The following is a 23,662-nucleotide window of genomic DNA, read 5'->3' as shown; positions in this document are numbered from 1 at the left end:
TCTAGCCTTGCTGATACCAGCCACTCCTTTAAGGGCACATAACATGAATTCATCCAATGCCAACTTCCCCCAGCCTTCGTCCGTGCGTCTGAGTCTGCCGGTTGAAGGCATGACCTGCGCCTCCTGCGTCGGTCGCGTCGAGCGGGCCTTGACAGCGGTTCCCGGCGTGCAGGCGGCAACGGTCAATCTCGCCACCGAACGCGCCGACATCACGTTTACCGGCCAGGCGAATCCGCAGGCGGCGGCCCGCGCCATCGAAGGCGCCGGCTATACCGTGCGAGAAGAAACCACTGAGCTGGCGATCGAAAATATGACCTGCGCCTCCTGTGTCGGGCGGGTGGAGAAAGCGTTGAGCCAGGTCGCCGGCGTTACCGAAGCCAATGTCAATCTGGCGACCGAACGCGCGCGGGTGCGCTATCTGGCCGGCACCGTATCCCTGGAAGACCTCGCCGCTGCCGTCACCCGCGCCGGTTATACGCCTCGCCGCCTGACGGCGGATAGCCCCAGCGCGGACGACCAGGCCGCCGAACGGCGCGAAAATGAGTCACGCGCGTTGCGGCGCGCCCTGTTCGGCGCCGCCCTGTTCACCCTGCCGGTATTCCTGTTGGAAATGGGGTCGCACCTCATTCCCGCCATACATGAGTGGGTCATGGAGGGGTTGGGCGTGCAGACAAGCTGGTATATCCAGTTTGTCCTCACCACCTTGGTCTTATTTGGCCCCGGCCTGCGCTTCTTCCGCAAAGGCGTTCCTGCGCTGCTGCGCGGCGCCCCCGACATGAACTCGCTGGTTGCGGTCGGCACGGCGGCGGCCTACGGTTATTCGCTGGTCGCCACTTTCGCCCCCGGGGTGTTGCCGCAGGGCACCGCCAACGTCTATTTCGAAGCCGCCGCCGTGATCGTCACGCTGATCCTGCTCGGACGCGTGCTGGAGGCGCGCGCCAAGGGGCGCACCTCACAGGCCATCAAACGGCTCGTCGGCCTTCAACCCAAGGTCGCACGCGTTGAACGGCATGGCGAAACGGTTGAAATCCCTCTCGAACAGGTGGTTGCCGGTGATGTGGTCTTCGTCCGGCCGGGGGAGAAAATCGCGGTGGATGGCGAAGTTCTGGAAGGCGCGTCTTATGTCGATGAAAGCATGATCACCGGTGAACCGGTGCCGGTCGAGAAAACCGTGGGGGCCGATGTGGTCGGCGGAACCATCAACAAAACCGGCGCGTTCAGTTTCCGGGCGACAAAAGTCGGCGCGAATACCGTCCTGGCGCAAATCATTCGATTGGTGGAGGAAGCTCAGGGTTCCAAACTGCCGATTCAGGCGTTGGTCGATAAGGTGACGATGTGGTTTGTTCCGGCCGTCATGGCGGCGGCGGTACTGACCTTTCTGGTTTGGCTGTTCTTCGGGCCGTCGCCCGCGCTGACCTTCGCGCTGGTGAATGCGGTCGCCGTGTTGATTATTGCCTGCCCTTGCGCCATGGGCCTGGCGACGCCAACCTCTATCATGGTCGGCACCGGGCGCGCCGCCGAGCTGGGCGTGCTGTTTCGCAAGGGCGAAGCGTTGCAGGCCCTGCGCGATGTGGGCGTTATCGCCCTCGACAAAACCGGCACGCTGACCAAAGGCCGCCCCGAGTTGACCGATCTGGTGCCCGCTGACGGTTTCGAATACCACGAAGTACTGGCCTTGATCGCTGCGGTCGAGACACGGTCCGAACACCCCATCGCCGAAGCTATCGTCGCGGCGGCAAGAGAGCAGAATCTTACGCTCGCCGCTGTCGACAGTTTCGACGCCACACCCGGTTTCGGCGTAACGGCGCGCATCGGCCAACGCCGGATCTCCGTTGGCGCAGATCGCTTCATGATCAGGCTCGGGCTTGATGTGACACGTTTTCAGCCCGTCGCCGAGCGCCTCGGCGCCCAGGGGAAAAGCCCGCTTTATGCCGCCATTGATGGCCGTTTGGCTGCGGTGATCGCGGTTGCCGATCCGATTAAGGAAACAACGCCGGAAGCTATCGCTGCGCTGCATGCGCTTGGGCTCAAGGTTGCGATGATCACCGGCGACAATGCCGCGACGGCGGCGGCGATCGCCCGGCAATTGGGGATTGACGAAGTCGCGGCCGAAGTGCTTCCCGAAGGCAAGGTGGCGGCGTTGAAATCCTTCCGCAACAGCGGCGCGAAAGTCGCCTTCGTCGGCGACGGCATCAACGATGCGCCGGCACTGGCGGAGGCGGACGTTGGGCTGGCTATCGGTACAGGCACCGATGTGGCGATAGAAGCGGCCGATGTGGTGCTGATGTCGGGCGACCTGCGCGGCGTAGCCAACGCCATTGCGCTCAGCCAGGCGACGATCCGCAACATCAAGCAGAACCTGTTTTGGGCCTTCGCCTATAACGCCGTCCTGATCCCAGTGGCAGCCGGCGCGCTTTATCCCCTGAACGGCACGCTGCTTTCGCCTATTTTCGCCGCGGCCGCGATGGCGCTTTCCAGCGTTTTCGTCCTTGGCAATGCGCTGCGGCTCAAACGTTTCCAGGCGCCGATGGCCGTCGAGAGCCGCGCTGAAGCGGCGGCGGCAACCGCGCCACCCGGCGGAATATCGGCATCATCGTAACAGGAGGACAGGATGAACATCGGACAAGCAGCCCGGTTATCCGGCGTTTCGGCGAAGATGATTCGCTATTACGAGCAAATAGGCCTGATCCCGAGAGCGGCTCGCTCCGATGCGGGATACCGCCACTACGGCATGTCGGACGTGCATGGCCTGCGTTTTATCCGGCGCTCACGCGACCTGGGTTTTTCCGTTGAGCAAATATCTGCGTTGCTGATGCTGTGGCACGACCGCGAACGCGCCAGCGCCGATGTTAAAGCCGTAGCGCTATCCCATATCGCCGTGCTGAAAGCCAAGATTGCGGAACTGCAGACGATGGCGCAAACGCTGGAACGCCTTGCCGGCCATTGCCACGGCAATACGCGCCCCGACTGCCCTATTCTGGCGGGTTTAGCGCAACCGGTGGCGCTCATCGTGCCGCGCCAAACGCCGCATTTCGGGGTGATGCGCGAGCCGAAACCACGACGACCGAGTGAATCGTCATAAAAAGAGTTTGACCCTGTCACGCTGGCAAGCTTTACCGTTATCAAACACCGTAATCGACGAGGAGAGTAAAAATGATTCGTTTTCATATTCCAGCCATGACCTGCGGCGGCTGCGCCAGTTCCGTCACCCGGGCGTTGCTGAACGTTGACCCGCAGGCGCGCATTCAAACCGATCCGGCCAGGCGGGAAGTGTTCATCGACAGTGCGTTGCAAAGCGATGCCTTCGGCGCCGCGCTGGACGAAGCCGGTTTTCCTCCGTCCGAGCCGGATTAAGCGGCGCATCAGGCCTGGCGCAGCTGTTCGATAAGAAAGTGGATATCGTACAACCAGCGTTTGGCGCGCGCGGAACGCACCAGCATCGACACGCACAGTGGCCGGGGATGCTCTTTGCAGGCGGAGGGGGAAAACCAGCGGCCGGTGTTAGTCGGCGGCTGGAAATACAGCTCGTGGTTATAGTTGCCGCTGTCGACGCCGAAGGTATCGAAGTAGCGGCGCATCAGCGTATTGGAATCGCTGAACGACAGGTTGAGCGCGGTGTTGATCTCGGTTTCCGGGGTGATGACCACGCCCTTCTTCAGCCGCCCTGATGCGTTGAAGGCGGCGATAAGCGCGATGACCTGTTGCTGAATGTCTTCTGCCATGACGACCTCGAGCCGGTATGAATAAAAGAGGAATGCGGTTCTCTGTCTGACTCTGCCTGCCCCGGCGAGTTCTGGCCGCCGGCCGGGTTTTCCGTTTCTTTACACTTTCCATAAAAAAACCGCGCACAGCCACACTCCCGGCGCGCGCGGTTGACGGTTAGCGGCTGAGCGTCGTCTTGTCGGCGATGACGCCGTCCCCCTGCCGCTCGGCGGCAACGCCGCCGCCCAACACTTTATACAGGGTGGCCTGATTGTCATACGCGGTCTGCTGCGCGGCGATCAGCGCCTGCTGCGCCGTGTACAGCGTGCGCTGCGCGTCCAGCAGCGTCAGGTAGCTGTCAACGCCCTGGCGGTAACGCAGCTCGGCCAGGCGATAATATTGCTGCGCCGCCGCCACATAGCCGGTCTGCGCCGCCAGCTGCTCCTGCAGCGTGGCCTTGCGCGCCAGCGCGTCGGCGGTTTCCTGAAATGCCGTCTGCACCGCTTTCTCATAGGTGGCGACATACAGGTCTTTCTGCGCCTGGGTGTAGTTCAACTGAGCCGTGTTATAGCCGCCGCTGAAGATCGGCAGGCTGATGCTCGGTGCGAACGACCAGACGCCGGCTCCGTGACTGAACAACGAGGAGAGTTCACCGCTGCCCACCCCGCCGCTGGCGGTCAGGCTGATCGACGGGAAGAACGCCGCCCGCGCCGAGCCGATATTGGCGTTGGCGGATTTCAGGTTATGCTCGGCCTGCAGTACGTCCGGCCGCTTCAGCAACACTTGCGAAGAGACGCCGGCCGGCAGATCGCGCATGATCCCGCCGAGCGCCTCGATGCCGCTCGGCAGCAGGCTTTCCGGCACGCTTTGCCCCACCGCCAAATCCAGCGCGTTTTTCGCCTGCGCGGCGCTGGTAGCGTAGCTGGCGGCATCCGATCGCGCCTGCTGATAGACGGTTTCCGCCGACGCCACGTCAACCAGCGACGCAATCCCATGCTGTTGATTGTTGCGCGTGACGTCCAGCGACCGTTTGGCGCTCGCCATCGTCTGCTGCGCCACCGCCAGATTGCTGCGCTCGGCCGCCACCGCCACCCAGTCGGTGACGATATCGGCGATCAGCGTCAGGCGGGTGCTTTTCGCCGCCTCCGAGTTCGCCAGATAGGTTTCGAACGCCGCGCGCGACAGGCTGGCGTTTTTGCCAAACAGATCCAACTCGAATGCGCTGACGCCGGCCGCGGCTTCGTAGCTTTGGCTCAGCGCGGTGGCGTTGCCGCTGCCGGTCAGTGCCCGCCCACGGCTGCCGTCGGCGGTGGCGTTGATCGTCGGGAACAGCGCCGAACGCTGCTCGCCGTACAGGGCGCGCGCCGACGCGATATTGGCGATCGCCTCGCGCAGATCGCGGCTGCCGTTCAGCCCCAGCGCCACCACCTGGCGCAGCCTGGCGTCCTGGACATAGTCGCGCCAGGCGACGTCCGGGTAGCTCAGCGCCCGGTTGCCGCCGGCCTCGCCCTGCGGCAGGTTGGCGGGCACCGGCGCCGCCGGGCGCTGGTAGTGCGGATCCAGCGACAGACAGCCGGTCAGCAGCAGCGGTAAAGTTAACATCATGACTCGTTGCAACACGTTATTCTCCTGCCTGTGACGGCGGGTTGGCGGGCCGACGGGTAAACATGCGGCGCACCAACACATAAAACAGCGGGACGAAAAAGATCGCCAAGGCGGTGGCGGTGATGGTGCCGCCGATGATGCCGGTGCCGATGGCGATGCGGCTGTTGGCGCCGGCGCCGCTGGATACCGCCAGCGGCAGCACCCCGGCGGTGAACGCCAGCGAGGTCATCAGGATCGGTCGCAGGCGCATGCGCGCCGCGTGGACCGCCGCGCCAATCAGCGTTTCACCCCGCTGGTGCATCTCCTCGGCGAACTCGACGATCAAAATGGCGTTCTTCGCCGACAGGCCGATGATGGTGAGCAGCGCCACCTGGAAGTAGATGTCGTTTTCCAGCCCGCGCAGGGTGATCGCCAGCAGCGATCCCACCACGCCCATCGGCACCACCAACATCACCGCGAACGGAATCGACCAGCTCTCATACAGCGCCGCCAGGCACAGGAACACCACGATCAGCGAAATGGCGTACAGCGACGACGCCTGGCCGCTGGTCAGCCGCTCCTGATAGGACAGCCCGCTCCAGGAATAGCTGCTGCCGGCGGAGAATGTTGCCGCCAGCTTCTCCATCTCGCTCATCGCCGTACCGGAGCTGACGCCGGTGGCGCCCTGCCCGGTGATCTCGAACGACGACAGCCCGTTATAGCGCGACAGGTTTTCCGGCCCGTAGATCCAGTGCGAAGACGCGAAGGCGGAGAACGGCGTCATGCTGCTGGCGCCGGACGCGTTGGTGCCGCGCACAAACCAGCGGTCGAGATCTTCCGGCTTGGCGCGGTACTGCACGTCGCCCTGCATATAGACTTTTTTCACCCGGTTGCGATCGATAAAGTCGTTGATGTAGGTGCTGCCGAACGCGCTGCTGAGGGTGCTGTTGACGTCGGCGGCGCTCAGGCCGAGCGCCTGCAGTTTGCCGTTGTCGATCTCCACCTGCAGCTGCGGGGTATCCGGCAAGGTATTGGCGCGCACCGCCAGCAGCGCCGGGTTGTTGCTGGCAGCGGCAACGATCTGGTCGCGCATCGCCTGCAGCTCGGCGCGGGTGGTCGCCCCTTTGGCCTGCAGCTCGAAGGTGAAGCCGTCGGACTGGCCGAAACCGTCGATCGCCGGTGGGCTCATGGAGAAGACCTGGGCGTCGCGCAGCGTAGCGAAGTGCGCCATGGCGCGTTTGGCGATGGCATCGGCGGTGTTCGCGCTGCCGCTGCGCTGGCTCCAGTCTTTGAGGCTGACGAACGCCATGCCGGCGTTTTGCCCGCTGCCGCTGAAGCCGAAACCGTTAATGGTAAAAATGGTGCTGACGTTGGCCTTTTCCTGGTCGAGGAAATAGGCGGTCACCGCTTCGCTCACCGCCGAGGTGCGCGCGTTGGTGGCGCCGGCCGGCAAGGTGTACTGCACCATCACCGTGCCCTGATCCTCGTTGGGCAGAAAGCCGGTCGGCAAACGCAGGTACATCACGGCGGCGGCGATCAACAGCAGGCCGTACAGCAGCAGATAGCGCGTCGGCCGGTGGATCACTCCGCCGACCTTGTCGGCGTACTTCTCCTGCAGCCGGTCATAGCCGCGGTTGAATTTGCCCAGCCAGCCCTTGTCGGTCTGCGCGTCGTGCGCCGGTTTCAGCAGCGTGGCGCACAATGCCGGCGCCAGCGTCAACGCCAGCACCACCGACAGCACCATCGAGGAGACGACGGTGATCGAGAACTGGCGGTAGATCACCCCGGTGGAGCCGCCGAAGAACGCCATCGGCAGAAACACCGCCGACAGCACCAGCGCGATGCCGACCAATGCGCCGGTGATTTCACGCATCGATTTCTCCGTCGCCTCGCGCGGCGGCAGCTTATCCTCCCGCATCACGCGCTCGACGTTTTCCACCACCACGATGGCGTCGTCCACCAACAGCCCTATCGCCAACACCATGCCGAACAGCGTCAGGGTATTGATCGAATAGCCGAACGCCGCCAGCACGCCGAAGGTGCCCAACAACACCACCGGCACGGTGATGGTCGGGATCAGCGTGGTGCGCAGGTTTTGCAGGAACACGAACATCACCACCACCACTAACGCCACCGCTTCGAACAGCGTTTTCACCACCTCCTCGATCGAGATGTTGATAAAGTCGGTGCTGTCTTTCGGGTAGGCCACCTTGTAGCCCTGCGGCATCGCGCTTTGGTATTCCGCCACCTTGGCCTTCACCAGCTTGGCGGTGTTGAGGGCGTTGGCGCCCGCCGCCAGCTTGACCGCGATCCCCGCCGCCGGGTGGCCGTTGAGGCGCGCGCTGGCGGAGTAATCCTCGTTGCCCAGCTCAATCCGCGCCACGTCGCCCAGCCGCACCAGCGCGCCGCTGCTGTCGCTTTTCAGGATGATATTGCGAAACTGTTCCGGCGTTTGCAGCCGCGACTGCGCCTTTACCGTGGCGGTCAGCTGCTGATCGGCGGCGGCCGGCAGATCGCCGATCTTGCCGGCGGACACCTGGGTGTTTTGCGCTTCGATCGCCGTCTGCACGTCGGAAGGCATCAGCGCATAGCTCGCCAGCTTGGTCGGATCCAGCCAGATGCGCATCGCGTATTCCGAGCCGAACACCTGCACGTCCCCTACACCCTCGATGCGCGACAGCGGATCCTGCAGGTTGCTGACCAGATAGTCGGAGATATCGGCCATCGTCGCCTTGTCGCTTTCGTCATACAGCCCGACGATCAGCAAGAAGCTGCTCTGGGATTTCTTGACCGTCACGCCCTGCGCGGTAACCGCGCTCGGCAAACGGCTTTCCGCCTGCTGCACCTTGTTTTGCACCTGCACCTGAGCGATATCCGGATCGGTACCCTGATCAAAGGTGACGTTGATGCTGACCGAGCCGCTGGAGCTGCTGGTCGAAGAGAAATACAGCAGGCCGTCCAGGCCGGTGAGCTGCTGCTCAATCACCTGCGTGACGCTGTTTTCCAGCGTTTCCGCGTCCGCGCCCGGGTAGGTGGCGGAGATGGAGATCTGCGGCGGCGAGACGTCCGGATACTGCGAAACGGGCAACGAATTGATCGACATCAGGCCGCACAGCATGATGATGATGGCGATCACCCAGGCGAATACCGGCCGCCGGATAAAGAACTGCGCCATATCACTGCTCCCCGCGTTGGGTTTTGTCGACCGAAACCTCAACCGGCTTCACCGCGGCGCCGATCGTCACCTTGCTGGTGCCTTCGACGATCAGGCGATCGCCTTCGTTCAGCCCGCTGCCGATCAGCCAATTGCTGCCCACCACCCGTTCGGCGCTGACGGTGCGCTGCGCCACTTTGTTCTGTTCGTCCACCACCAACGCGGTGGCTTCCCCTTTGGCATTGCGGGTTATGCCCTGCTGCGGCGCCAGAATGGCTTTGGGATCGACGCCGTTAGCCACCGTGGCGTGGACATACATACCGGGCAACAATTCATGTTCGGGGTTGGGGAACACCGCGCGCAGCGTGACCGAACCGGTGGCTTCGTCCACCGCCACCTCGGTCAGCTCGAGCTTGCCGGCGTGAGCATAAGGCGTGCCGTCCTCCAGCTTGATGGCGACCGGCGTGACCGCGCCGCGCTGTAACGCCGCCTGCTGGCGCCGCAGTTTAAGCAGCTGGGCGCTGGACTGGGTCAGATCAACATAGATCGGGTCGAGCGCGCGGATGGTGGCCAGCGCATCGCTTTGGCTGGCGGTGACCAGCGCGCCCGGCGTCACCGACGAGATGCCGATACGCCCGGCGATCGGCGCCCGCACCTGGGTATAAGCGAGGTTGATGCGCGCCGTCTCCAGCGCCGCCTGATATTGGGCCACCGACGCCACGGCCGCCAGATAGGCGGCTTTGGCATCGTCCGCATCCTGCTGAGAAACGCCGTTCTCTTTCACCAGCGCCGCATAGCGCTGCGATTTGAGCCGGGTAGATTGCACCGTGGCCTGGGCGTTTTTCAGCTGGGCCGCGGCCTGATCGTAGCTGGCCTGATAGCTGGCAGGGTCAATTTGATACAATACCTGCCCGGCCTTGACCTCGGCCCCTTCGGTAAACAGCCGCTGCTTGATGATGCCGTCGACCTGCGGCCGCACGTCGGATGTCATGGTGGCGTTGACCCGGCCGGTCAACTCGCTGCTCAGGGTCACTGACTGGCCGCGCAGCGTGACCACGCCGACCTCCTGTTCTGCGCCCGCGCCGGCTGGCGCACCGGCGTTTTGCCCATCGCAGGCGGCCAACAACAGCGACAGCCCGAGCACCAAAAGCGTTTTCCTCTGCATTGCAATACGATCCTGTTGAGAATGACTATTCTCAATATATCGAATGCCGACATTCGCTTCTGAAAGGGTTGCGTAAGGATTCGGTAAAATCTTGTCGAAGTGGGAAACGGTGGAGCAATATCGCTTCAGCGTGGTTTCAGCAAACTGGCGCAGCGGTTTTTAGCCAATGCAATAAAGCGTTCCACTTCAGCCGAGGGCTGCGCCACGTAGGATTTTTAGGGTTTAAGCAGCCTGAACACCGTTTTGGTGTGCCAATAGTAGTCGATTGCCGCCGCGATATCCGGCATCCACCCGTCCGACTCATAGGGCACGAAGCCGGAAAAGCCCAGCCTGCGGGCAGAGACCTGGAACCCCGCGGCGGAGAAAATGCGCGCATAGTCGGCCAGCGACCGATCCTGCACCACGGTATGGGTATCTGCAGCAACCCGTTCACGCCACTGCGGCCACAGCGGGTTGCCGGTGTGGCAACCGGTCACCGCATAGTAAACGCCGCCCGGCTTCAGCACCCGCAGTATATCGGCAGCATGCTGGGCAATATCGTCGATCAGATAGATGACCTCATGACTGAAGGCGATATCGAAATGGTCGTCCCAGCCGTTCAGCCGCGTATCGGTTTGATAAACCACCGGCAGATGCCCTTTCAGCCGGTTGGCTTCATCGACGGACCGGCGAGCGATATCAACGCCAAGCCCCTGCTGAAATGGGCGGAGCTGGTACAGCAGGCGCAGAAAACCGCCCTGATTGCAGCCGAAATCCAGCACCTTCACGCCGGACAGTTCGTTTTCCGGTACCAGGCCGATAAGATGGCGCCAGATGGGCGCATGGCCATCGGCCATGGCCTCTTCCGCGCGCGGATCCCGATACCAGGTGGGAATGGTCGAGGGTGAATCGGTCATGATTTTCTCCTTGTGTCAGCGCTAAGCCAACCACAGCCGATCGTGACAAACAACCCGGTGCGCATTTTTTGAACATTGCGCGGTATTACCGACCGTGCCTTGGCAGTTGGCTGGTCACGCAGTGAATGCCGCCGCCGCCGGCCGCGATGGCGTCGATCTCCAACTGCACCACCTTGCGCTGCGGATAGAGCGCCGTCAGCAGCGCAAGCGCCGCCCGATCCGCCTGCGGATCGCCAAACTCCGGGGCGATCACCGCGCCGTTGATGACGAAATAGTTGATGTAGCCCGCCGCAAAATCCGGGTTGTTGCGGCTGAATCGGCTGTCGCGCGGCGCCAGCGGCGGCGAAAGCGTATGCACCTGCAGCCGGCGGCCGTCGGCGTCGGTCGCCGCCTTGAGGATCGCCAGATGTTGCTGGGTAACCGCATGGTCATAAGAGGCCGGATCGGTGTCCAGGTTGGCCACCACCACGCCCGGCCGCACGAAGCGGGCGTAAAAATCGACGTGGGCGTCGGTGATGTCCCGGCCTTTAATGCCCGGCAGCCAGATAATTTTGCGCAGGCCGAGCATCGCTTTCAGCTCCTGCTCCACCCGGTCCCGGCTCCAGCCCGGATTACGGTTCGCATTCACCCAGCTGCTTTCGGTCATGATGCCGGTGCCGTGCCCGTCCACTTCGATACCGCCGCCTTCGCCTGTCAGTGCGCTGCGGCGCAGTTGAGCGGCACCGTAGCGGTTGGCGGCAAACGCCGCCAGGCGCGCATCCCTGGCATGCCGCTGCTTATTGCCCCAGCCGTTGAAGTTGAAATCCACCGCCCCGAGTTCGCCGGCGCCGTTGACGACGAAATTGGCGCCGAAGTCGCGCACCCAGATGTCATCCAGCTCGGTGACGACATAGCTGACGTTGTGACTGCCGCAGGTGGCCTCGGCCAATTGCCGTTCATTGCCGCGGCAAAATACCGTCACCGGCTGAAACTCGGCGATGGCGCGGGCGATACGCCCCTGCGCCGCCTGCACATCCGCCGTGAATTCGCCCCAGATGGCCCGCTGCGCGCCGAAGGCGAGAAACGCCCGCTGCTGCGGTTCCCCTTCGTCGGGCATCCGCCAGGCCGGATTAAGCGCAGCTTCTGCGTGACTGCGTAACGGAATGCCTAACGAGGCCGTCAAACCGACCCCGGCAACGGCGGAAAGCTGTTTAATAAACACGCGACGAGTTGACATTGAAGACCTCTTTTAATCATTTATAATTCAAAAAGTTAAACGAATAATTCACGTTTATGCGGTTGAATCTTATGCTAGTCTTCCCCTGGCACCGCGACAAACGATATATTTAGCGGATATCTGATTAGACAGGCTTATCGATAATGTTAAAACACTGGCCCCCTTTGAGCGCGCTGCGCGGTTTCGAAGCGGCGGCGCGCCTGGGCAGTTTTCATCAGGCTGCCGAAGAGCTGCACCTTACCCAGTCGGCCATCAGCCAGCAGATCCGCAGCCTCGAAGCGTTTCTGGAGCAGCCGCTGTTCTTCCGCACCGGCCGCAGCGTGGCGCTGACCGACGCCGGCCACGATCTGTTCAGCACCGCGCAGGTGATGCTGCAACAGCTGGCGGTCGGCATTCGCCGTTTGGATCAGTACCGCAAACCCAACCAGCTGATCGTCAACACCACCCCGGCTTTCGCCCGCCACTGGCTGACGCCGCGGCTGGGCGACTTCAATCGGCAGCATCCGCAGGTCGACCTGTGGCTGTTCACCAGCTTTGAACCGCCGAATATGGCGACGGACAGTATCGATCTGGCGATCCGTGACGATCTCAGCGCGCAGGCGGACTGCACCTTTAACCTGCTCTGCAGCGACCGGCTTTATCCCGCCTGCCACCCCAGCCTGCTGGCGTTGGCGGCGGAGCAGCGCGTGACCCTGCACGGCGAACGGGAGATGGACTGGAGCCACTGGACGGTGGCGGGCGGCGCGCACGTCGGCCAGCGCGACAGCGGGCTGAACTTCTCCGATCCCGGTCTGCTGCTGGACGCCGCCTGCAATGGCCTCGGCATCGCGTTGGTCAGCCAACTGCTGGCGCAGCACGCGCACGACGCCGGGCTGCTGCAACCGTTAACCGAGCAACGCGTGCGCGGCGCCAACTGGGCGTGGCTGCTGCACCGCGACAGCGAACACAACCCGCTCGCCCGCCACTTCTGCCAATGGCTGCAGTCGGCGCTGCCCGCCGGCGCATAACGCGCCACGTCACGATTCGCTACTCTGGTCAGGCGGCCCCGCCTGACCGCTGCTACCTTCAATAAAGCGCCGCAACAGCCCGAAGAAAACGCGCTAACCTGCTGTTTCAAAATAATTAGTTGAATTCACCTGATAACTGAACATCGCTAAAAGGATCGTCTATGTCTGCCGGTTTATTGAAAACGATAGCTCTGAGCGTGGCCCTGGCCTGCCCCCTTCCCGCCGCCTTTGCCGCCGATCTCACCGCCGGTGCGGTCGCCGCCCCGGATCGGTATGGCGCTAACGTCGCCGCGCACATTCTGCAGGCCGGCGGCAACGCGGTCGACGCAGCGGTCGCCACCGCCTTTACCCTGGCGGTCACCTACCCTGAAGCCGGCAATATCGGCGGCGGCGGCTTTATGACGCTGTACGTCGACGGCAAACCCTATTTCCTCGACTACCGCGAAGTGGCGCCCAAGGCCGCCGGCAAGACTATGTATCTGAACGAGAAAGGCGAAGTGATCGAAAATCTTAGCCTGGTGGGCAGCCGCGCCGCCGGCGTGCCGGGCACCGTGCTGGGGTTGTGGGAAGCGCATAAACGCTTCGGCAAGCTGCCGTGGGCCGAACTGCTGACGCCGGCGATCGGCTACGCCCGGCAAGGTTTCACCGTGGCGGATCAGCAGTATCAGTACCGTGAAGACGCCAACAAGCTGTTCGCCGGGAAAACCAACTTCGGCGACTATTTCGGCGCCATGAAGCCCGGCGCGGTGTTCAAACAGCCGGAGCTGGCGGCCACGCTCGAGCGCATCGCCAAGTCGGGCGCCGACGATTTTTATCACGGCGAAACCGCGCGCCTGCTGGTGGCGCAAATGCAGCGCGACAATGGGCTGATCGGCGCGGCGGATTTGGCCGACTATCGGGTGAAATGGCGTGAACCGATGCGCATCAGCTGGCGCGGCAACACCGTATATACCGCCCCGCTGCCCAGCTCCGGCGGCATTGCGCTGGCGCAGCTGCTGGGGATAAAAGAGGATCGCGCCGCCGATTTCAAGGGGGTGCCGCTGAACTCGGCGCGCTATATCCACCTGCTGGCGGAAATCGAAAAACGCGTGTTCGCCGATCGCGCCGACTACCTCGGCGACCCGGATTTCACTCACGTGCCGGAAGCGCAGCTGATCGCCCCCGACTACCTGAAGAAACGCGCCGCCGAGATCAACCCGACGGCGATCTCGCCGACCGAACAGGTGCGGCCGGGGCTGGAAACCCACCAAACCACCCACTTCTCGATCGTCGATGCCGCCGGCAACGCGGTCAGCAACACCTATACGCTCAACTGGGACTTCGGCAGCGGCGTGGTGGTCAAAGGCGCCGGCTTCCTGCTCAACGACGAGATGGACGACTTCAGCGCCAAACCCGGCGTCGCCAATGCCTTCGGCGTGGTGGGCAGCGACGCCAACGCCATCGAGCCGGGCAAACGCATGCTCTCCTCGATGAGCCCGACCATCATCACCCGCGACGGCGAGGTCAGCCTGGTGATCGGCACGCCGGGCGGATCGCGCATCTTCACCTCGATCTTCCAGGTGATCAACAACCTCTACGATTATCACCTGCCGCTGGCGCAGGCGGTGGCCGCCCAGCGCGTGCACCATCAGCTGTTGCCGAAGGACACCCTCTACTATGACAGCTTTGCGCCGCTGACCGGCAAACCGGCGGACGAGCTGAAAGCCATGGGCTACACCCTCGAAGACCAAGGCTGGAACATGGGGGATATTCAGGCCATCCGCATCGATGGCCGCACGCCGGAAACCGCGTCCGATCCGCGTGGCCGCGGCGTCGGCCTGGTGGTGAACAAGTAACGCCCCGGCGGCCCGCCTCCGGTTAGACGGGCCGCCGCTCTCCCCGAACAGACTGCCGCTGCCTCCTTTTTCACTCATCTATACTGAATCGACAGGCCCGCGTTTAACGGCGACGGCGCCTGGGTTCCGTTTTGGACGATAAAGATAATATTCATGATAAATCAATCACCTGCAATTATCGTAAGCGATGTCGGAGGCAAGCAACCATGGCGAAAAGACGAGCAGTACCTGGAATTCATCCTTACGATGGGCCCGCCGGCGGTTGGGGCGCGCTGAAAGCGACGGCCATCGCCGTGCGCACGCAGATGGATACCTTGGAAGCGCCGGTGACGCTGATGCGCACCAATCAACCCGACGGGTTTGATTGCCCGGGATGCGCATGGCCGGATAAAGAACATCGCTCCACCTTCCAGTTTTGCGAAAACGGCGCCAAAGCCGTGACCTGGGAAGCAACCAGCAAACGCGTGACGCCCGAATTCCTGGCGCAAAACACCGTGACGTCGCTGTTGCAGAAAACCGATTATGAGCTGGAGGATTATGGCCGCCTGACCACGCCCCTGATCTATGACGCCGGAACGGACACCCTGCGCCCGCTGGCCTGGGACGAGGCGTTTCAACGCATCGCCGCCGTGTTGCAGACGCTGCCGCCGGAGCAGGTGGAGTTTTATACCTCCGGCCGGGCGTCCAATGAGGCGGCCTACCTGTTCCAGCTGTTTGCGCGGGAATTCGGCAGCAATAACTTCCCCGATTGTTCCAATATGTGTCATGAGCCGACCAGCGTTGGCCTGCCGCAGTCCATTGGCATCGGCAAAGGCACCGTCTCGCTGGACGACTTTGACAGCGCGGAGCTGATTATCTCCATCGGGCACAATCCGGGCACCAATCACCCGCGCATGATGGGCACGCTGCATGAGCTGGCGCGCAAAAAGGTGCCGATCATCGTGTTCAACCCGCTGCGCGAACGGGCGCTCGAGCGTTTCACCGATCCGCAAAACGTCATTGAAATGGCGACCTACAGTTCGACCCCTATCGCTTCAACCTACTATCAGGTCAAAGCCGGCGGCGACGCCGCGGCGCTGAAAGGCATTGCCAAAGCGCTGCTGCAGCTGGATGAAACACAAGGCAATGCCGTGGATCACGCCTTCATTGCCGAGCACACGGAAGGGTTTGCAGCTTTCGCCGCCGATCTGACGGCCACCCGTTGGGAGGGCATCGAGGCGGAGAGCGGCCTGACGCGTCAGGATCTGGAACAGGTCGCCGCCGCCTACGCAAAATCCAACGCCACCATCGTGACCTACGGCATGGGCATTACGCAGCACAATAAAGGCACCGCCAACGTGCGCCTGATCGCCGATCTGCTGCTGCTGCGCGGCAATATCGGCAAACCGGGCGCCGGCATCTGCCCGCTGCGCGGCCACTCCAACGTGCAGGGCAACCGCACCGTCGGCATCACCGAAAAGCCCTCGGCCGATTTTTTGGCGAAGCTGGAAGCGGTGTTTGGCTTCACGCCGCCCAAAGCCCACGGGCATGATGCCGTGAAGTGCATGCAGGCGATGATCGACGGCGCCTCGAAAGCGTTGATCTGCCTGGGCGGCAACTTCGCCGTGGCGCTGCCGGACCCCGAGCAGAGCTTCCCGGCGATGAAAGCGCTGGAATTAAGCGTGCATATCGGCACCAAACTCAACCGCAGCCATCTGTTGGTGGCGAAACAAACCCTCATTCTGCCCTGCCTGGGGCGCACTGAGCTGGACATGCAGGCCGGCGGGCGGCAATCGGTGACGGTGGAGGATTCGATGTCGATGGTGCATGCCTCGTCCGGCAAACTCAAACCGGCGTCGGAACTGCTGCGTTCGGAACCCGCCATCGTCGCCGGCATGGCCAAAGCGGTGATGCCCGCCAGCAAGGTGCCCTGGGATGAGCTGATCGAAGATTACGATGTGATCCGCGATCTGATCGAAAAAACCATTCCGGGCTTCGACGATTACAACGCGCGCATTCGTCAACCCGGCGGTTTCCGCATGCCGTTGCCGCCGACCGAACGCCAGTGGCCGACGGCGACGGGCAAAGCGATGTTTTCCGTGTTCAGCGGGCTGCATGAAGACGCGGCCATCGCAGAGAAAGACACGCTGCGGCTGATTACGCTGCGCAGCCACGATCAGTACAACACCACCATCTATGCCCTGGATGATCGCTACCGCGGGGTTTTCGGCCGGCGCGACGTTTTGTTCATGAATGACAGCGATCTGCAACGTTTGGGGCTGGAGCATGGCGACGTGGTCGACCTGGAAACGGCGCTGCCCGGCTGTACTCAGCGCCTGGAGGGCATCACGGTGATCGCCTACAACATCTCGGCCGGTTCGGTCGGCGCCTACTATCCGGAGGCCAACGTGCTGGTGCCATTGCATTACATCGATGAGGAGAGCGGCACGCCTTCGTACAAATCGGTGCCAGTTCGCGTGACGCTGAGATCCAAAGAGGTGCGTGAGGTCAAGATCGCCTAGCGGAAAACGGTTTGAAGGCCTTCTCCGGGTTGCTCGGCCCGGAGAAAGGCTGCTCATAACCCTTTATACCTGTTATACCTGTGCGACCAACACATTGACGTTGGCCGGGAAAACCAGCCCCTCCAGCGCGTTGCCGCTGTCGGAGGTCACCAGATAATCGATCTCGGGCCATTTGGCCACCAGGGTCATCGCATGCCCGCGCAGCTTGTTTTCATCCGCCAGCACGATGCATTTGCGGCTCTGCGCAATCATTTTGCGCGCGATGGCCGCCTCATTGACGTTTTGATCCATCACCCCGGTCTGCACATTGACCGCGCCGGCGCCGATGATGGCGTAATCGGCGAAAAACGCCTCAATGTTATTCAACGCGATCGCCCCCAGGCACTCCATTTTGGAGCCGATGAACTGCCCGCCGATCAGCACCACGTCGATGGAGTCATTTTCCAGACAGACGTTGGCGATCAGCGGCGAATTGGTGATGACCGTCAGCTGATCGACGGTCGCCAGCTGCCGGGCGAACTCCAGCGTGGTGGAGCCGAAATCCACGAACACCGTATCGCCCGGCTGGATCAGCGTCACCGCTTTCTCCGCGATGGCGCGCTTCTCGGCCTCGGCGATTTTGGCCCGTTCGTTGAATTCATGCTCGAATTTGAACTGGCTGCTGACCGCGCCGCCGTGGATCTTCTTGATCAGGCGATAATCTTCCAGCTTGTTCAGATCGCGCCGAATGGTTTCCTGCGAAACCTGGAATTTATCCGCCAGCTCATTCACGTAAACCCGGCCGTTGGCCTGGATCAGCGCCAGTATTTCATTGCGCCTATCCACGGAATTAGAGATATCCATTCACATTACACTCGCTGCCTTAAGTAAGAGTGACTGCCTCCGCCGGACTCGCGGCGTCAACTGACCGAATACTACGGGTTTCATGGCGTTAGACGCAAGCCGTTGCCGTCGTTCACCCGGCGGATTCGATGCTGATGTGCAGCGCGTCACGCTCGCCGTCGGCCGGCAAAGCGATATTGCGCAGCAGGATCCGCCGTTCCGGCAGGCAGCGATGCGTTTTGCGATACAGCACTTCCTCGCCCAGCCGCACCACCACCGAACCGGACACCGCCCGCTCTACCCGCATATTGATCGTGACCGTGCTGGGTTTGCCGATCAGCGCCACGTTGGCAGGCGCGATCAGGCGGATCCGCTCGTCGTGCCGCACCGGAAGCATTTGCCGCGCCGGCGGCAGCGTGCGCCGCAGCGAACGGGCAACGGCTTCGCCAACGCGCAACCCTTCCTGATAACACTGGTCGCCCATGTCCGCCGGATGCAGCATGTTGCCGACGGCGAAATAGGCGGCGTCGGAACAGCGGCCGAACTGATCGGTCAGCGGGCAGCCGCTGTCCGGCCGCTGCGCCAGGTGGCTCTGGCGGATCAGCGTATACTCCCCGGTGAAGCGGCCGGTGAAGATCAGGCTGTCGCAGGCGATGCGCCGTTTCTCCCCGCGGCGGTTCTCCACCTCGATGGATTCGACCCGATCGCGGCCGGCAATATCGGTCACCCGCGAATAATAATGAATCGGCACCCCCATCAGGCGCGCATAGAGCGCGCTCAGCCGCCAGGCGACGGGTCTGCCGCCGCTTTCAATCATGGCGACGGCGCGCACGCCGGCGTTGCGCAGCGTCCACAGCGCGGAGAAACTGACCAGCTCGGTGCCGACCACCACCGGCGCCTTGCCCGGCTGCAGCCCGCGCAGATAGACGAACTGCTGCAGCGCGCCGGCGGTCAGCACGCCCTGCGGCCGCAGGCCGCTCACCAGGCGCGGATGGCGCGGCGTCTCGCGCACGCCGGTCGCCAGGATCACCCGCTGCGCTTTCAAGGTGCTGACGCCGTGGCGATCCGTGATGGTCAGCTCGCCGTCCGGCTTGATGGCGAGCACCGTCACGCCGGTGCGGATCTCCACCTGCCCGGCGCGCGCCAGTATCTTATCGACATAGGTGGAGCCGAGCATCGGCCGGTAAAACGTTTGCAGCCCGAAGGTGGGGTGCCGGCAGTGTCTCGGCACGCCGCCCGCTTGCTGCTCCCGTTCCAGGAGCACCACATCCTCGATCCCCGCCTGCAGCAGCGCGGTCGCCGCGGCGATCCCGGCCGGCCCGGCGCCGACAATCGCCACCTGATACTCAGTTTTCATCAATGCTCCCTACGGCCAGCGTCTGGCCAAAACGATCGCCTACCATTTCCGCCACCCGGCTGCTGCAATAAAAACCGTTGCAGCGCCCCATCATCACGCGCGTGCGCCGCCGCAGCCCGCCGATGCACTCCGGCGGCACGGCGGAATCGAACGCCGCCTCGATTTCCCGCTGGGTCACCAGCTCGCAATGGCAAACGATGCCGCCGTTGTCCGGGCGCGCGTAATCGCGCAGCGCGTAGTCGGCAAGCATCGGCATCTGCGGCCAATGCACGGTCTGCGGCGCCGTCGGCGTGAAGCACGGCGTAAAATGGTCGCGGTAAAGCTGCTCCACATATTGCGCGATGCCGAGCGCCGCCGTCAGGCCGGTGGAACGAATGCCCGCCACGCAGATCCACTGCCGCTCGGGATAGTGCTGAATGCGATAGTGTTTCTGCTCTGTCGCCGGGCGCAATCCGGCATAGCTGGCGGTCACGCTGTAATTTGCCAGCGTGGGCAGCAGCCGCGTCCCCTGTTCGATCAGCTCGCGCATTTTGGTTTCGTCCACCGTCGCCGTCTCGCGATCCTGCTGTTCTTCGGCGGTCGGCCCCAGCAACAGATTGCCAAAGATGGTTTTCGACAGCAGCACCCCTTTGGTGATCGCCGTCGGTACCGGCAAGATGATGGCGTTGACCTGCCCGGCGGCGGCCTTGTCGAACACCAGGAACTGCCCTTTGCGCGGGCGGATTTCAAACTCGGGCTGATGGCAGAAACTTTCTACCCGGTCGCCCTGATTGCCGGCGCAGTTGATGACGATTTTGCCGTGAAACTCGCCCCGGTTGCTGGTTAGCCGCCAGCCGGTCGGCAAGCGTTCGGCGCCGGTCACCTCGGTATTGAAGCGATAGTCGCCGCCGTGTTTGACGCCCTGCGTCAGGTAAGCCAGCGGCGTGCTCCAGGGATCGATCACGCTCTCGCCCGGCACCTCTACCGCCGCCAATGCGCCGGGCGCCAGCTGCGGCTCACGGCGATACAGCTCGGCGGCGTCGATCTGCGCCACGTCCGGCACGCCGTTGTCATGCGCCTGCTGCACGATCGCGGGCAGCGCCGCCAACTGCTGCTCGTCCCAGGCCACGACCAGCGCGCCGGTGGGCAGCAGCGGCAGATTCATGCGCTCGCGGATGGCGATAAATTCCCGGTAGCCGGCCTGCATGCAGCGCAGCTCCAGGCTGCCGCTGGGCGCATCGAAGCCGGTATGCAGCAGCGCGCTGTTGGCTTTGCTGGCGCCGGACAGGATATCGCCCCCCTTTTCCAACAGCAGCGTACGGGCGCCCATCAGGCAGAATTTGCGGAATACCGCACACCCGACCACACCGCCGCCAATCACGACAATGTCCCAACCCGTTTGTTCTTCCATCATGCTGATGTCCCGTTTTGATGTGATAACCACAATAAAACCACACAATAACCGCATTTGAAATGACAAAAACAACATAACTCCCAAAAAAAAGCGGCAGAATGGGGTGATAAGCAAAAAGTATGAGGTCGATCACGCGGGGTTATTTTATCTTGTGATTTATGTTGCTTTAATGTGTGAAATTGAAGATAGATTATTAAAACAGTCACACAACCAACACCAGGCACAATAAAAAACAAAACCTATAAGAGAGCGAAGCAATGATGAATCAACGTTATGCCGCGATTGATCAGGGAACCACCGGCACCCGGGTCGTGGTGTTCGGCGAAGACGGCAGGCACCATTCGCCGGCCAGCATGCCGCACAAGCAGATCACCCCCAATCCGGGCTGGGTGGAACACGACGCCCTGGAGATTTTGGCGAATATCCGCCGCTGTCTCAGCCAGTGCGACATGGTGGACGCCATCGGTTTGGGGCATCAGGGCGAAAGCCTGCTGGCCTGGGACGCCGACAGCGGCCTGCCGCTGTACAACGCCATCGTTTGGCAAGATCAGCGCACCGAGCCGGAGATCCAGCGCCTGAAACGCGAAGGCGTCGAACCGCTGGTGATGGCGAAAACCGGCCTGCCGCTCGATACCTACTTCTCCGCCAGCAAGATGGGCTGGCTGATGAACAACGCCCCGGGGGCCAGGCAGCTGGCGCAACGCGGCCGCCTGCGGCTCGGCACCATGGACGCCTTCTTCCTGTTCCACCTGTGCGGCCGGCATCTCACCGACTATAACTCGGCCTCGCGCACCTCGTTGTTCAACATCCATACCCTGCAGTGGGACGAGGAGCTGTGCCGTTTGTTCGGCGTGCCGATCGACAGCCTGCCCGAGGTCAGAGACAACATCGGCCACTTCGGCGACGTGGCGCTCAACGGCAAGCCGGTGCCGCTGTCGGCCTGCATCGTCGACCAGTTTGCCGGCACATACGGCCACGGCTGCCATCAACCGGGGCAGATGAAGATCACCTTCGGTACCGGCGCCTTTTTACAGGCGATCACCGGGCCGCGCCCGATCGACGCCGGCGAGTCCGGCCTGTTGCCCACACTGTGCTGGAAGCTGCCCGGCAGCGAGCCGGTGTATGGCTTGGACGGCGGCGTTTATAACGCAGCCTCCGCCATTAACTGGGCGAGAAAGATCGGCCTGTTCAACGACTTCGATGAATTCGGCGATTTTCCGGCCCAGCCGGCCATCGCGCGCGGCCTGGCCTTTGTGCCCGCGCTTTCCGGGCTGGCCTGCCCGTATTGGGATCGCTCCGCCGCCGGGGTGTGGGCCGGCCTGTCGCTGGAAACCGAACGCAAGGATCTGCTGCAGTCGATCCTCGAAGGCATCGCCATGCGTTCCGCCGAGGTGATCAACGCCATGGATAAGTTGAAACCGATCGGCGACAGCATTTCGGTGGACGGCGGTCTGTCCGCCAACCGCTATTTCACGCAGTTCCTCGCCAACCTGATCCAAAAGCGCATCGTCACGTCCGCCAACAAAGAGATCACCGCTCAGGGCGTGGCGCAGTTGGCGCGTAAAGGGCTGGGTATGGAACAGCCGCTCAAGGTGCTCAACCGCTATGAAGTGACGGAGCCCGCCGAGGTCGATATGGCGGTCTGGTTCGCCCGCTATCAGGAAATCATCGCGCGCTCGCGCGGCTTACGTTCATCGCAGGAGGAGCACCATGGCTGAGTTCGGTAATTTCATCATCTATATCATCATGGCCGGCACCCTGATCGGCGCGCTGGCGTCGATCGTCAAACCGGAAGGTGAACTGGGGCGCGAGTTCGTCAACGGCATTCACGCCATCGGCCCGGTGTTTCTCGCCCAGGCAGGTATCATGGCGGCGATCCCGATCATCTCTTACCTGATCATGCACAGCATCGGCCCCTTCTTCTCGGCGCTGGGCTCCGACGCCTCAATCGCGGCGTTGGCGGTGATCGCCGTGGACATGGGCGGCTATCAGTTGGCCGACGCCATCGCCGCCAACCGCGACATGTGGATCGTCGCCATGCTGGTGGGGTACACCTCCGGCGCCAGCATCGTGTACCTGATCCCGGTCGGGCTTATCATGCTGAACCGCGACGACCATAAATATCTGGCGCTGGGCGCGATGGCGGGCCTGATCAGCATTCCGTTCGCCGTGCTGATCGCCCTGGTGACCATCACCTTCAATAACCTGCCGGTCAGGGAGATCATTTCCACCACCTCGCCCGCCGCGCACTACCTGCAGCTGGACTTCCTGCAGGCGCTGCGGCTGCTGTCGCCGCTGTTCGTCCTGTGTTTCCTGCTGGCGCTGGGCCTGAAGCTGCGGCCGGCGGCCATGGTGAAGGGGTTCCTGATCTTCGGCAAGGCGGCGGACGCCTTTATCAAACTGGTGCTGGCGCTGTGCATTATCGAGCATTTCACCGGCGTGTTTAAAAAGGTCTTCGGCGGCTGGGTATTCGATCCGTTATTCGCCGACAAAGACGAATTATTCCGCGCCATCGAGATTGCCGGTTACATCGGCATTATGTTGGCGGGCACATTCCCCATTTGTTATTTGTTCCAGCGCTATTGCCGCAAGCCGATGCATTTCATCGGCAAAAAACTCGGCTTATCAGATACCGGCGCGCTGGGCTTTATTATGGTGTTGGCCAATATCATCGCGGTTTATCACCTGTTCAAAGGCATGCGGGCGCGCGATAAGGTGCTGTGCGTCGCCTTCGGCATCTGTGCGCAGGCCACGTTGGGCGATCACCTGGCGTTTACCGCCAACTTCCAACCTTCGCTGGTGCTGCCGATCATGATGGGTAAATTCCTCGGCGGCATGATTGCCGTGCTGATCGCCATCAAGATCTCGGTGCCGGAAGCCGAATTGCTGGAAAAAGAACAGACGCAAAGGCAAGCGACGGCCATCGCCGCCGCCGCTCGCTGAATTTATCCCTGCACCATAAAAAATAAACGGGGCGCCGCCTCACGGGAAAGCTGCGCCCTTTTTTTCCCCCCACGTTCTAGTTATTGA

17 protein-coding genes are annotated in these 23,662 nt (G+C 62.5%); 8 read left to right on the top strand and 9 right to left on the bottom strand.

The window, feature by feature from the left end; genetic code table 11:
* The first annotated feature begins 43 nt into the window (after nt 1-43).
* The 3 genes from ACJ8HB_RS12860 (at nt 44) to ACJ8HB_RS12850 (ending at nt 3,354) form a co-directional block, all read left to right on the top strand.
* A complete protein-coding gene (locus ACJ8HB_RS12860; RefSeq protein WP_094860085.1) occupies nt 44-2,599 on the top strand; it encodes a heavy metal translocating P-type ATPase in 2,556 nt (851 codons plus the stop codon).
* 12 nt (nt 2,600-2,611) lie between these two features.
* Nucleotides 2,612-3,082, top strand: coding sequence for a Cu(I)-responsive transcriptional regulator (cueR, locus tag ACJ8HB_RS12855; protein WP_047567418.1), 471 nt, complete (start codon nt 2,612-2,614; stop codon nt 3,080-3,082).
* Between the two features lie 74 nt (nt 3,083-3,156).
* A complete protein-coding gene (locus ACJ8HB_RS12850; RefSeq protein WP_170943490.1) occupies nt 3,157-3,354 on the top strand; it encodes a heavy-metal-associated domain-containing protein in 198 nt (65 codons plus the stop codon).
* A gap of 8 nt (nt 3,355-3,362) precedes the next feature.
* Here ACJ8HB_RS12850 and ACJ8HB_RS12845 read toward each other — a convergent pair whose 3' ends face one another.
* From ACJ8HB_RS12845 to ACJ8HB_RS12820, 6 genes are all read right to left on the bottom strand, one after another.
* Nucleotides 3,363-3,722 carry a DUF1493 family protein gene (locus tag ACJ8HB_RS12845; protein WP_047567415.1) on the bottom strand — a complete coding sequence of 120 codons (360 nt, stop codon included), beginning with the start codon at nt 3,720-3,722 and terminating at the stop codon, nt 3,363-3,365.
* Nucleotides 3,723-3,879: 157 nt separating this feature from the next.
* A complete protein-coding gene (locus ACJ8HB_RS12840) occupies nt 3,880-5,322 on the bottom strand; it encodes an efflux transporter outer membrane subunit (protein ID WP_033634579.1) in 1,443 nt (480 codons plus the stop codon).
* A gap of 1 nt (nt 5,323) precedes the next feature.
* Nucleotides 5,324-8,461 carry an efflux RND transporter permease subunit gene (locus ACJ8HB_RS12835; RefSeq protein ID WP_094860086.1) on the bottom strand — a complete coding sequence of 1,046 codons (3,138 nt, stop codon included), beginning with the start codon at nt 8,459-8,461 and terminating at the stop codon, nt 5,324-5,326.
* 1 nt (nt 8,462) lies between these two features.
* Complete coding sequence (locus ACJ8HB_RS12830; protein WP_033634581.1) at nt 8,463-9,605, bottom strand: efflux RND transporter periplasmic adaptor subunit; 1,143 nt, start codon at nt 9,603-9,605, stop codon at nt 8,463-8,465.
* A 215-nt stretch (nt 9,606-9,820) separates the two neighbouring features.
* Nucleotides 9,821-10,501: a class I SAM-dependent methyltransferase gene (locus tag ACJ8HB_RS12825; RefSeq protein WP_041035165.1), complete on the bottom strand. Its 681-nt coding sequence runs from the start codon at nt 10,499-10,501 to the stop codon at nt 9,821-9,823.
* An 85-nt stretch (nt 10,502-10,586) separates the two neighbouring features.
* On the bottom strand, nt 10,587-11,717 hold the full coding sequence (locus ACJ8HB_RS12820) for an agmatine deiminase family protein (RefSeq protein ID WP_043147488.1): 1,131 nt from the start codon (nt 11,715-11,717) through the stop codon (nt 10,587-10,589).
* A gap of 143 nt (nt 11,718-11,860) precedes the next feature.
* Between ACJ8HB_RS12820 and ACJ8HB_RS12815 the strand changes: the two genes are divergently transcribed.
* The 3 genes from ACJ8HB_RS12815 (at nt 11,861) to ACJ8HB_RS12805 (ending at nt 17,060) form a co-directional block, all read left to right on the top strand.
* Nucleotides 11,861-12,724 carry a LysR substrate-binding domain-containing protein gene (locus tag ACJ8HB_RS12815; RefSeq protein ID WP_033634584.1) on the top strand — a complete coding sequence of 288 codons (864 nt, stop codon included), beginning with the start codon at nt 11,861-11,863 and terminating at the stop codon, nt 12,722-12,724.
* A gap of 161 nt (nt 12,725-12,885) precedes the next feature.
* The gene (ggt, locus tag ACJ8HB_RS12810; protein ID WP_049196918.1) at nt 12,886-14,559 is read left to right on the top strand and encodes a gamma-glutamyltransferase; all 1,674 of its coding nucleotides are present in this window, start codon (nt 12,886-12,888) and stop codon (nt 14,557-14,559) included.
* 206 nt (nt 14,560-14,765) lie between these two features.
* Nucleotides 14,766-17,060: an FdhF/YdeP family oxidoreductase gene (locus ACJ8HB_RS12805; RefSeq protein WP_094860087.1), complete on the top strand. Its 2,295-nt coding sequence runs from the start codon at nt 14,766-14,768 to the stop codon at nt 17,058-17,060.
* 72 nt (nt 17,061-17,132) lie between these two features.
* Here the strand turns inward: ACJ8HB_RS12805 and ACJ8HB_RS12800 are convergent, their stop codons facing one another.
* The 3 genes from ACJ8HB_RS12800 to ACJ8HB_RS12790 form a co-directional block, all read right to left on the bottom strand.
* The gene (locus ACJ8HB_RS12800; protein WP_039566063.1) at nt 17,133-17,903 is read right to left on the bottom strand and encodes a DeoR/GlpR family DNA-binding transcription regulator; all 771 of its coding nucleotides are present in this window, start codon (nt 17,901-17,903) and stop codon (nt 17,133-17,135) included.
* 112 nt (nt 17,904-18,015) lie between these two features.
* Nucleotides 18,016-19,239 carry an FAD-dependent oxidoreductase gene (locus tag ACJ8HB_RS12795; RefSeq protein ID WP_094860088.1) on the bottom strand — a complete coding sequence of 408 codons (1,224 nt, stop codon included), beginning with the start codon at nt 19,237-19,239 and terminating at the stop codon, nt 18,016-18,018.
* Nucleotides 19,229-20,632, bottom strand: a complete 1,404-nt coding sequence (locus ACJ8HB_RS12790; RefSeq protein WP_039566058.1) for an NAD(P)/FAD-dependent oxidoreductase — start codon at nt 20,630-20,632, stop codon at nt 19,229-19,231. The genes ACJ8HB_RS12795 and ACJ8HB_RS12790 overlap by 11 nt, the downstream gene beginning before the upstream one ends.
* Nucleotides 20,633-20,889: 257 nt before the next feature.
* On the opposite strand from ACJ8HB_RS12790, the gene ACJ8HB_RS12785 reads away from it, so the two are divergent.
* Together ACJ8HB_RS12785 and eutH are read left to right on the top strand one after the other, a co-directional pair.
* On the top strand, nt 20,890-22,350 hold the full coding sequence (locus tag ACJ8HB_RS12785) for an FGGY-family carbohydrate kinase (protein WP_094860089.1): 1,461 nt from the start codon (nt 20,890-20,892) through the stop codon (nt 22,348-22,350).
* Nucleotides 22,343-23,575, top strand: coding sequence for an ethanolamine utilization protein EutH (eutH, locus tag ACJ8HB_RS12780; RefSeq protein WP_039566054.1), 1,233 nt, complete (start codon nt 22,343-22,345; stop codon nt 23,573-23,575). Before ACJ8HB_RS12785 ends, eutH begins: the two co-directional genes overlap by 8 nt.
* The last annotated feature ends 87 nt before the right edge of the window (nt 23,576-23,662 follow it).

It is taken from the genome of Serratia sp. CY27727 (assembly GCF_052169275.1).
Lineage (GTDB): Bacteria > Pseudomonadota > Gammaproteobacteria > Enterobacterales > Enterobacteriaceae > Serratia > Serratia sarumanii.
The sequence above is the reverse complement of the archived record's forward strand: the minus strand, read 5'-3'. Positions and strand labels throughout refer to the sequence as shown.